The organism is Actinomadura geliboluensis (assembly GCF_005889745.1).
Classification (GTDB): domain Bacteria; phylum Actinomycetota; class Actinomycetes; order Streptosporangiales; family Streptosporangiaceae; genus Spirillospora; species Spirillospora geliboluensis.
Genome location: NZ_VCKZ01000623.1, coordinates 1 through 3,515, shown reverse-complemented (window position 1 = coordinate 3,515; position 3,515 = coordinate 1). Strand labels below are relative to the sequence as shown.

The window sequence follows — 3,515 nt, the reverse complement described above, 5'->3', positions numbered from 1 at the left end:
AGATGGGTATAAGAGACAGCCTCTACCGCTCCCACTCCGCCCGCGACCGCCGCCGCGTCTCCGTCCACGTCTCCGACCTGGGCCTCGCCAAGCTGGCCCGCCTGGAGGCCCTCGCCGAGGCCCACGAACGCTCCCTCACCGACGCGGAGACCGTCCAGACCCTCTCCACCCTGCTCACCGACCTGTGGACGGACCTCCGCCGCCCCGCCCCGTGAAAGCTTTCACGCCGCGCATGACGCGCCATCGCACCGCGGGTTAGCCTGCCGACTGGAAGCGCTTCCAGTCCGGCCACCCCCGCCACCGGAACGGAGAACGCGCGATGCGACGCGACCGGATACGCCGTGCCCTCACCCTCCTCCTCGGAGCGGCGCTCCTGCCGATCCTCTGGGTCGACACGGCGTCCGCCCACGGCTCGGTGATCGACCCCGCCTCCCGCAACTACGGCTGCTGGGACCGCTGGGGCGACGACTTCCAGAACCCCGCCATGCAGCAGGAAGACCCGATGTGCTGGCAGGCATGGCAGGACAACCCCAACGCCATGTGGAACTGGAACGGCCTCTACCGCAACAACGTCGGCGGCGACCACCAGGGGGCCATCCCCGACGGCCAGCTCTGCAGCGGCGGCCAGACCGAAGGCGGCCGCTACCGCTCCATGGACGCCGTCGGCCCCTGGAAGACCACCGACATCGGCAGCACCTTCTCCATCAACCTGTACGACCAGGCCAGCCACGGCGCCGACTACTTTCTCGTCTACGTCACCCGCCAGGGCTACGACGCCCTCACCCAGCCGCTGCGCTGGAGCGACCTGGAACTCGTCCGCCAGACCGGCCGCTACGCCCCCGCCAACAACTACGTGATCGACAACGTCACCGCCCCCGGCCGCTCAGGCCGCCACGTGGTCTACACGATCTGGCAGGCGTCCCACATGGACCAGTCCTACTACATCTGCAGCGACGTCAACTTCCGCTGAATCGGCACGTCTGCTCCCATACGGAGGCCCGGAAGCGGGGCGACGCCTGCTTCCGGGCCTCTGCAATTCTCAAAAAGGGGGACGGTTCGTCTGGTTCCTATTTCAGGTCGAGCCGGCCCGCTTTGATGTGCCCGAGGAACCCGGCCATCGTGGCCCGGTCGAGAACGATGACGGGGCTCGACTCATCGAGGACGCTGTCGCGGACGCCGGTCGACCCCGCCCCGAGAGGACGCACCTCAAGGCACCCGGTGTTCGCCCCGCAGAACCGGCTTTTGCGCCAACTGCGCTCCTGGTCCGCCGACCCTGCCGGGCGGGTAGGTGCCGTCGGTCGTTCGGCGTCCATTGCCATGTGTGTGTCCCTTACCTAGGCTGAGGTGCGCAAACCCCCGCACTCAGCAATGGGTGAGGGTGTGGGCGCAGCTAGGACACAACAATGGCGGGGCCAGGCTAGCAAATGCGAGACGGCACGCCGAATGTGTTCGGCAAAAGCGGCGATTAGATGGTGGTCCGAAGCTCAGCACGTTGCAGCGTCTCCGGTAGGACGTGCAACTGAACGTGCCCACTCGCCTCGGCGTCGGGTACGTGGATCCAGCCATAGCGGGTCAAGCCGCAGACGTTGACTTCGACCGCGCGTTGGTACGACTGCGGGCACAGGCCGGAGTATCCGTGGACGATGGTCGCTTCATAGATCTGCTGCGACACGACCAGCACGAGAGGCGCGTTGGTGTTCCGCAGCGCCGCGCGGACCGCGTCCGCGTCGAGGAGCCGGATGGCCGCGTCGATCTCCGCGCCGAACGGCCCGTGGTCGTCGCGGAGCAGGTCGCCGGCGTGGACGACCGCTCGCATGCGCAGCCGCCGGTCGGGACGGTCGGCGGGCCGCAGCGCGGCGTTGTAGCCGCCCAGCAACTGCGCCAGCACGGGGATGAGCGGGTCCAGCAGGCGGGACCTCGGGACCTCGTCCGTCGGCTGGACGAGCACGAGGACGCCGTCGCCGCGGTCCTCGATGGGCTCGCAGAACCGCTCGTCGATCCCCGCCGCCCGCATCGCGCGGTGCAGCAGCAGGTAGAGCTGGTTCCGCAGCTCGACCTTGACGAGGTCGGTGCGGGTCGACGAGCTCTCCAGGTCGAGTGCCAGGATGCTCCGATGTAGGGGGCCGCAGAGGGGCAAGGTTTCGTCCTCCCATCCCCGTCCGGCGGACATGTCGTCCGCGACGCAGAGGCCGCCACCGCCGAGGTGGCATGTCCCGGTGGCGCGCCATCGCGGTCACGGGCACTGACGCAACGCTCCGCCGCAGGCGGGCGAACCCGCGGCGACTTACTCCCCTTGCCCCCAATATGCCCGACCCGCGATGCGAGTGCAGCATGCACGGCGTGATGCACAGGGGCGTTCATGAAAGTCTATCCTTGCGGTGATACGCCGTTCTGGAATTCTCGCGCGGAACGGACCGACTTTTGAGGTAATATATGCGGTGCAACATGCACTGCGGGTTTCGCATCAGACCGTTGGCCAGTTACCCCAGCAAATCAAGATCTCCATCGCCAGGTGGCCGCCGCCATTCCTGGCCGGCCTCGGGGAGAGTGGCAGTGCCGACATCTCAAGCCCCGTCCGTGCGCCGGCGTCGCCTCGGCGTCGCGCTGCGCCGCATGCGCGAGGGCAGTGGTCTCAGCGCCGAGACGGTCGGCCGGCGGCTGCGCTGGTCGGCGTCCAAGGTCTCCCGCATCGAGACGGCGCGGATCGGGGTGCGAGAGGCCGATGTCAAGCGCATGCTCAAGCTGTACCGGGCCGAGGACCACGCGCTGACCGAGCTGCTCGCCCTGGCGCGCGAGGCCGCCAACCCGGGGTGGTGGACCCGCTACCCGGGCCTGCCGCCCGACCAGGCCGCCTACTGCGCGCTGGAGGACGAGGCGGACGTCGCGCTCGCCTATGAGGCGCAGATCGTGCCGGGGCTGCTGCAGACGGAGGATTACGCGCGCCGCCTGATCCTCGGCTGGGCGGAGATCGTCCCCGTGCCGCCGGCGGTCGTCGAACGCGATCTCCAGGTGCGCATGAAACGCCAAGAACTTCTGCGGGCACCGCGTTCCCTGCGGCTGTCCGTGATCTTGGACGAGGCCGTGCTCCTGCATCGCATCGGCGGTGCCGCGATCATGTGGCGGCAACTGGAACGGCTGGTCGAACTGGCGGGCCTGCCGAATGTCGAATTGCGGATACTGCCGCTGGGCGCTGATCACAGCGCCGCGCTGCACGCGTTCACACTGCTGGAGTTCGCGCCGTCCTTCGAGGTCACCTTTCCCGCCGTCGTGCACAGCGAAAGCCATCCGATGAGCCTCGTCCAGGACGAGATCGTCACGCACGAGCACCACCGTGTCTTCGACTGGCTCGCGCAGCGGAGCCTCACGCCCGCGGAGTCGGTCGACGTGGTCCAGCGCACCGCCGGGCGCGAGTGGTGCTCTTGATCTCGCGGTGTCGGTGGGGGGTCGTAGGGTCGGGGTATGTCGCGGCGGCGGTTCGAAGTGGCCATGGGGCGTATGCGGGACGGGGATCCGCG

At 68.6% G+C, this 3,515-nt stretch carries 4 protein-coding genes and 1 pseudogene; 3 read left to right on the top strand and 2 right to left on the bottom strand.

Going from position 1 to position 3,515, the window contains the following annotated elements; genetic code table 11:
* Positions 1-215 (top strand): annotated as a pseudogene (locus ETD96_RS42600) (hypothetical protein); the annotation flags it as partial.
* Between the two features lie 104 nt (positions 216-319).
* Positions 320-970: a lytic polysaccharide monooxygenase auxiliary activity family 9 protein gene (locus ETD96_RS42595; protein WP_138642156.1), complete on the top strand. Its 651-nt coding sequence runs from the start codon at positions 320-322 to the stop codon at positions 968-970.
* Positions 971-1,067: 97 nt separating this feature from the next.
* Here ETD96_RS42595 and ETD96_RS47835 read toward each other — a convergent pair whose 3' ends face one another.
* On the bottom strand, positions 1,068-1,313 hold the full coding sequence (locus tag ETD96_RS47835) for a DUF397 domain-containing protein (RefSeq protein ID WP_205719741.1): 246 nt from the start codon (positions 1,311-1,313) through the stop codon (positions 1,068-1,070).
* 152 nt (positions 1,314-1,465) lie between these two features.
* The gene (locus ETD96_RS42585) at positions 1,466-2,137 is read right to left on the bottom strand and encodes a hypothetical protein (protein ID WP_138642154.1); all 672 of its coding nucleotides are present in this window, start codon (positions 2,135-2,137) and stop codon (positions 1,466-1,468) included.
* Between the two features lie 440 nt (positions 2,138-2,577).
* Here ETD96_RS42585 and ETD96_RS42580 point away from each other — a divergent pair, with 440 nt between their 5' ends.
* Complete coding sequence (locus ETD96_RS42580) at positions 2,578-3,423, top strand: helix-turn-helix domain-containing protein (protein ID WP_240808625.1); 846 nt, start codon at positions 2,578-2,580, stop codon at positions 3,421-3,423.
* The last annotated feature ends 92 nt before the right edge of the window (positions 3,424-3,515 follow it).

Coding starts and splice junctions, on each gene's coding strand:
- ETD96_RS42595 (WP_138642156.1), top strand. CDS start 320: ATGCGACGCGACCGGATACGCCGTGCCCTCACCCTCCTCCTCGGAGCG.
- ETD96_RS47835 (WP_205719741.1), bottom strand. CDS start 1,313: ATGGACGCCGAACGACCGACGGCACCTACCCGCCCGGCAGGGTCGGCG.